A 6734-nucleotide genomic window follows, 5' to 3' on the forward strand; every position below is an offset into this window, starting at 1 on the left:
GGAAGTGTAGCTATTGCGGCTCGGAAGGGATGGACCTTGTTGAACCGGCCAAGTTGTTCGATCTGTTTTCTACTGTGACCAACATCTATGAAGAGTCCGAGGATGGGCAAGAGTTAGTCCAATGGTTTCGCGATGATTGGGCGATGTTTCAGCATCAGCGTATGGATGATTTTCGAGCCAAGGATTTACTCGCCGAAATACTGAACAATGCGGAAGCTCTAAGAAAGAAATATCGACCTTCTGACAGGTTTAAGAGCAACCGCTTGGAGCGATGGGAACAACTGTCGGAAGAGCTTCGCAGCCGGAATCGATATTTTCCCGAGGTTGAAGTCGACTTCGAACGCCTCGGGGAACTACTCAAGTTTCTACGCGCCCCAGACTTTTCCGACAAATGGTATCGCGCGCGAATAAACGCGGGCAGCGCTCCCTATTCCATCGAGAACATGGGTGCCCCGCCCATTGGTGTCACGTCGCATGGCCGCGCGAACCCACCGGGCATCCCATATCTTTATGTTGGCTCGACACCAGAGACTTCAATCGCGGAAATTCGTCCGCATACCGGCGAAACTGCGACAGTGGCGGAATTCGAGATTGCCGCGGAAAACATGGCTTTAGTTGACCTCAGAGCACCAAAACATCTGATTTCGCCGTTCTCCCTCGGTGATGAAGACAAGATTGGCGCGCTGCGCGGAGACATTGACTTCCTAGAACGGCTAGGAAACGAACTGACCCGCCCAGTTAGGCCACAAGCCGCGGCGGTTGAGTATGTTCCTAGTCAATACCTTTGCGAATTCATTAAGCGTTCCGGGTGGGACGGTGTATTGTATTCAAGCTCGGTTAGCGACGGCGTGAACCTTGCGGTGTTTGATCCGGCCAAGGCCGCAGCGAAAGGCGTAGCCATCTGGCGCGTCGACAAGGTCACAGTAGTGGTAGCTCAAGAAAACTGACAGTGCGAGACTATTGCAATTACAGATGTGGCCCAAACAGCGGCCGTCAATCGTCGGGATCAACTAACCCATTCTCTTCAGCATTTGCACAGGTTCACCCAGCCTTATTAATGGCTCAGTGGCGAGTCGCAGATATCTGCTAGGGCATTGCAACAAAATTTCGATTTCTGGCGAAATTTTCTAAAGTGGAATCGTGATCACTTCAGGGGGGATTACTCGGCGGCTGGGTCCCTGCCGGTGCGAAATCGTACACAGGACGAGAAGGCTTTCCATGAAGGTGGATACTAACAAGCAAGGCTATACGCGTGTAGCGTGCAACAACGTGACACGAAAAGTTGTCATATGTGCTGACTGGTGCTGTCGCGCCTCTGAGCAAGGGACGCATCCCCCGTGACGGGTCCCATACGGCTTTTTTTAACTGACTATTTAAAGTTTGATCTGATGGAGATGGGCAAAAGGCCCGCTGACGTGGGGACGACGCAAGTTTCACAGTCATGTTATGACTCCTGAGCCAGTATCAGCACCTACAAGCGCACTTGGCGGCGCAGCCCACCCAGTTCAGGCGACTCGGGCAGAAAGCCTGTCAGCCGCGTTTTTAATGCTCATAGCGGCCCATTTCTTACCCCTTGGAGTCGACACACCAGCGGCGTTCAGAGCGTCCGCGATCTTCTGAAACGACGCGCCAGATTCCCTCATGGGAAGAACGATAGAGGCGACACGTTCCGCAGCCGCGTCAGCGGCTTTCTTCGCTACCTCGTTCCGCTTCATGGTCTTGTCGCGAAGGCCTCCAAGCTGAACGCCACGCGCTTTGGCGGCTGCGAGGGCTTGCTTGGTGCGAAGGCTAATGAAGTTGCGCTCTTGCTCTGCCAAGGCCGCATAGATGTGAAGCTGGAACGCGTCAGCGTTTGGCATGCTGGCAACCCTTATTTTCAAGGCGTTATCTTCCATAAGCGTGGAAACGAAGCTGACCCGGCGGGATAGTCTGTCCAGCTTCGACACCAAAAGCTCTGCGCAATGCTTTTTCGCCAGTTCTACGGCCTTTGCGAGTTCAGAGCGGTGCACGTCAGCGCCGCTCTGAACGTCCGCGAAGGTTCCCAGAATCTTAAACGGTACGTCTGAAAAGTTTTCGAGGAAGAGGGCAATATCGCGGTCCTGAGCTTCAAGACCCAGCCCAGATTCGCCTTGCGACTTTGAGCTCACCCGCCGGTAGATGACATACTTCTTGACCATATCCGCATTCCTTAAAAAACGTCGTCGTTCGTTGTGGTTTATATATGGCATGAAAAATAATGTTTTTCGATACATTTCAATTACTTCTTTGAAAAAAAAGCATTCTGCGCCTGAGTTTCTGACTATTTTTGTCAGTTATTAATGACTCAGCAGCACTTACATATTTTAGGAAGTTGCAGGCGCTGCGGCGCATGGCGACTGAGACGGTCTTTTGCGGCTTGAGGCGCTATGCCAAAGCAGATCAAATGTGTGCTATCCGGTAGGTTGTGATGGAGACTAAGAACGGAGTTGTCAGGACGATGAGTGAAACAGACCGAAGACTGAAAGACTACTTAAACACTAATCAAGCCGCACGCGAACGGATGTGCTTGGAAATTCTCTCTGTTCAGGAGGGATATTCCGACGTGTCGCCACGCCTTCCTAAAGGGGGACCGGACGGATCGCGGGATATTCAATCATTTTACAGAGACGATCTGTGTTTCGGGGCGGTAGGGTTCGTGAATGATGCGGGCGACGGAAACGAACACAGGAAACAAATAAAAAAGAAATTTAAAGAAGATCTAAAAAATGCGTTGAGCGAAAAAAAAGATGGGACGCCGCCTCCCAAAGCCTTCGTCTTTCTCACGAATGTTGGGCTTACTCCGGGCATCATTTCTGAATTAAAAGAACATGCACGAGGTAAGGGTATTTCATACTGCGACATTTTTGACCGAGAGATATTAAGGGTTGCCCTTGATTCAAACCGTGGATATGCAATTAGGCATCGGTACCTTGACATTTCGTTGAGCGATGCAGAACAGAAAGAGTTTTTTACTGCTTGGGGGGATAAGATCAACTCTATTATTGGCTCAGGTTTGAAGGACCTCCACAAAACAACAAAAAGAATCCAATTTCTGATGGAAGCGCAGTTCACGCTTGATCATCTTGCGACCGTCGTGAGGTTAGACTCGAACATCTGGGAAGCTTGTGAAGGTGAGTTTTTCTTTCAAACGATGCTGTCTCTGCGCGTTCACTCAGATGGCCTACTTGGAATTACCTTTGGCGGCGGGACTAAAAAAATTCAAGAGACGCTTGCAGAGTGGCAGGCGCGAGGAAAGAAGCATACAAAGAACAGCGAATTCGGCTTTGGATTTAGCTGGTTGATTCCTAACACTCCTCATCACGCCCGTTATGTGAGAGACGTTAATAATCTGGAGCACCCCAAAAATATCAACGGAGAAGAAAAACTTGACTACGTCCGGACTTCCGGATCATCCGGAATTCTGGAAGTTGATCAAAAAGCCCTTTACTTTAAAACGCTTTCGGAACCATTCATCGAACGGTACCAGCCCACCTGCAAACTACAGGAACTAGACGGTTGCATGTTGCTATTCGAAAGCAGTCGGGAGATAGCAGAGCACATCGAAGAAATAGCAATCATAGCAGGAGGGTACGAGCTTCTGACAATTAAGAAAGGCGATTTTGAGCTGCAGCCGGGGTCCTTCGAGCGCCTCAAACTACCAAAGGAGGCTAAGCAAGAGCCCGATAGCCATGATTGGGTCACGGTCAGGCCATCCGGGTTTCCGTCCTGTTTTTCAATAGACCTTATGGGGCGTACACCGCGCCGTTACGATTGGTGACAACGCGGACGGGCCGGAAAAAGTAGATTAACTTGAACCAATTGAGGTAACCAATGTTTAGAAACGTATGCATTTTGTCAACCATGGCATCCAAGGCGGCGGGCAGCAGCCGCTAAGCCTGTCATAGAGAGCGAATTCTTTGAATTTTGCAGCGGATTTCCCGGTTTTGCAGCCCTTAGCACTGATGCTGGTGAGTCGGTCACCCTGCAGCTTTCCGACCACAAAAAAGTATCAACTCTCATTTTCACTTTTCCTAACCGTGCTTCCGTTTACTGCCAGTCCTTCGACAGTCGGGGAGTGCACGGCGGGGACGCTTTTTTTCGAAGCGTTCCGTGGCGTCCGTACCGGTGAACGGACGTTGGACTTGTAAGCCTAATCGTCCGAGATCAAGCGCGAAGGTGCAGATGAAAAATCCGCGGCAATATCCTGCATCAATGAGCACCAAAAAGTGGCGCATTCGCTGCAAGCGTAGACAAAAGACGGAATCAAGATTTCCGGACTGATGGCTTTGGAAGATACGGCGAACACCCTGAGGTAGTTTCGAGGCCGCTCTTCACCACCATTGGGCTGCATGCAGGTGCACGAGTTGAGACGGAATTTAGGGCGGACTACCGCATGATCTTTAAAGGAGCGTTCGAGAATTGGCTCAAGAGCATGGCGCGCGGAGAGCTGCCTTACAGCGCGGTTCGACGGTGCTGCTGTGGCGGAAGTAATTGATGCTGCGTCTGAAGCCTTCTATCCGCGCCTATTTAGCATACTAAAACGCGGGGAATACCGTGAAGCCCTTGAACGAATGTTTCCCCTCGCGAAACCCTCAGGCATTGCTGAGGCAAAACCAATGGATGTCTAATAGCGGGCAGGTTGGCTGACAGGCCCCGAATGCCGGTAGATCACGCGAAAGAGGCTGTGGCGGATTTGGATTAGCGTAGTCTTAGTCCGAACCGTCCAGCTTGGTGTGCTGGTGTTCCGTCCTGTTCCAACGCTGTTCCAGCATGATTTTACCCTAAGTCCATGTTTTTATTTAATTGTTCCAGTTTTCCAGTCGTTCCAGAGAAAATAGTAGGAACAAGGTAATAGACTTTTTTTGCGGACGCCCTCCGCGCCTTTAGTGGCGCGCGGTGAATAAACCTCTGATGATTTCTGAAAATCGCCGGAACATAAGAACGGCGGGAACATCAATTAAATTCAAACGCTTAAAGGTTAGTACTTTGGAACACACGTTGGAACATGGAACAACATCCAAAGACTAACGGACTCACGAACCGAAAAGGGCGGCTGACGCCGCCCCTATCTAATGTTACTCCATTACTGAACCACCAAGGCAGAAACCTATACGGTCCCGCCAGTAAACCTGTCAGGCCTCGCTGGCTTCGCCGGTCAGGTGGTTCCCTTCGGTTTCCGGAGCACCCTTACCCAGTGCCGCCAACATCTCGGAGTGGACGGGCAGTTCATAAGCCTGCCGGTTCGGCGCTGCCTCTTCCCATTCATCAACGTCATGGTCCTGCGCGCGGTGATACCAACACTTGCACCGGGCCTTCTTCGCCTGCAGCGTCTGACCAAACAGCCTTTCAAACACGCGTTCCGGGTCCGTCTCGCCAGCCTGACGGCTGTCCCCATACTTTTCGACAAAGGCTCTCAGCATATACTTCGGAATCCGGGTTTGTCCTTCAGTCAGATCGAACCTGAAAGTCTCTGAACCTTCCTTGTAGATGAATTCGCCGTCTTCGATCATCCGCGTGAAGGCCCGGTGTACAGGGCGCATCGTTTCGCGTTCCATGTCCGTACGGTCGGACGTGACAGGCGCGGTGAAAACGTCACTCCACTGCATTTCAGCGTCAGCCGGGTCATAGGTCATCAGTTCATGACACAGTGCGCCTATACCATCATCGTCGATCTGTTCCCGAAGTGCCTTGAAGTAATCGAGGTCACCCTTGCGAGCGTTCGAGACGTGCAAAACGCAATACCTGCGTTCCGACCCATTGCCTTCAATGTGCATCGCGTCGGGGTGGTTGCTATCGAAAATGTAACGCATGAATGACGGCATTTCGATGGGCTGGATATTTTTCACCTCCACCGTGGTTTCTTCGGCGTCAATCTTGTGCTTGAGCTGGTTCACTGTCTCGCGGTTTCCGGAGAACACAGCTTCTTCCGACACACCTACGATATTCAGCGCATGGCGCTGCCCGGCCCAGCGGCCTACCACATCATCCTTGCTTCCGAAGGTGGTCCCGTAGGGATGCACCAGCGCCCGCACAAGCCGTCCAAAAGTGCCCTTACCGGAACCACCTTCGCCCCAGATGACCAGCGACGTCTTGGGCTTCTCGCCGGGACGCTGCACCATGTGCGCCATCCAATGCCAAACCCACTTGAACACCTCCGCGTCGCCGTCGCAGATGATGTCCCGGATGAAATCCTTGAGTTTGGTACAGTCACCGGGTTCCGGCTGCACCGTGAAGCCCCGGAAGAGATTATAGACGTTCGGCCCAATGCTAGCAGGCGGCGGCGCAAATGCCGTGTCTGACCACCGGCGCGCGCGATTGAAAAACACCGGGACCGGGTTGATTTCCTTTTCAACCTCATTGCCCTTTGCATCGGTGGTGGTAATGGCCACCTTGCGGTTAGCGTACCAGTTTGACAGGGCGGTGGTGTTCCACACTTCAAGCTTCGGCTTTTCACCGGGTACAAGAACGCGCAAGAACCGCCCTTCGCCGCCGATGTTCACGTACTTGAATCCCCGGTCGAGATTGGCAAGGGCTTCGTCAAGGTCATCGCCAAGCGGCGCTGCCATGTCGAAAGGTTTGCCTTCCTGCTTCGACCGCTCTTCGGCGATATGCTCGCGCGCCTTTTCGATCCGCTCGTACAGGTATTCGTCGGTGCCGTACTTGCTGCGATCCCTGTCGGGGTCGCGTTCCGCCTCGTAAATCCGGGCACGCAGTGT

Annotated in this window: 4 protein-coding genes; 2 read left to right on the forward strand and 2 right to left on the reverse strand. The window is 52.2% G+C overall.

Annotated elements, in window-relative coordinates:
- Positions 1-29 precede the first annotated feature (29 nt).
- A complete protein-coding gene (locus PVW27_RS17605; protein ID WP_274559999.1) occupies positions 30-947 on the forward strand; it encodes an RES family NAD+ phosphorylase in 918 nt (305 codons plus the stop codon).
- Positions 948-1505: 558 nt separating this feature from the next.
- On the opposite strand, the gene PVW27_RS17610 is transcribed toward PVW27_RS17605, so the two are convergent.
- Positions 1506-2252, reverse strand: a complete 747-nt coding sequence (locus PVW27_RS17610; RefSeq protein ID WP_338019965.1) for a recombinase family protein — start codon at positions 2250-2252, stop codon at positions 1506-1508.
- Positions 2253-2476: 224 nt separating this feature from the next.
- Here PVW27_RS17610 and PVW27_RS17615 point away from each other — a divergent pair, with 224 nt between their 5' ends.
- Positions 2477-3796, forward strand: a complete 1320-nt coding sequence (locus PVW27_RS17615; protein WP_274560001.1) for a hypothetical protein — start codon at positions 2477-2479, stop codon at positions 3794-3796.
- Between the two features lie 1354 nt (positions 3797-5150).
- Here the strand turns inward: PVW27_RS17615 and PVW27_RS17620 are convergent.
- Positions 5151-6734 (reverse strand): primase-helicase family protein (locus PVW27_RS17620; RefSeq protein WP_274560003.1); only part of this gene is annotated, 1584 nt, incomplete at its 5' end.

Origin of the sequence: Seohaeicola sp. 4SK31 (genome assembly GCF_028802875.1) — a bacterium.
GTDB lineage: Bacteria > Pseudomonadota > Alphaproteobacteria > Rhodobacterales > Rhodobacteraceae > Seohaeicola.

Excerpts from the sequence above, each read along its gene's own strand:
- PVW27_RS17605 (WP_274559999.1), top strand. The coding sequence starts at position 30 with ATGGACCTTGTTGAACCGGCCAAGTTGTTCGATCTGTTTTCTACTGTG.
- PVW27_RS17610 (WP_338019965.1), bottom strand. The coding sequence starts at position 2,252 with ATGTATCGAAAAACATTATTTTTCATGCCATATATAAACCACAACGAA.
- PVW27_RS17615 (WP_274560001.1), top strand. The coding sequence starts at position 2,477 with ATGAGTGAAACAGACCGAAGACTGAAAGACTACTTAAACACTAATCAA.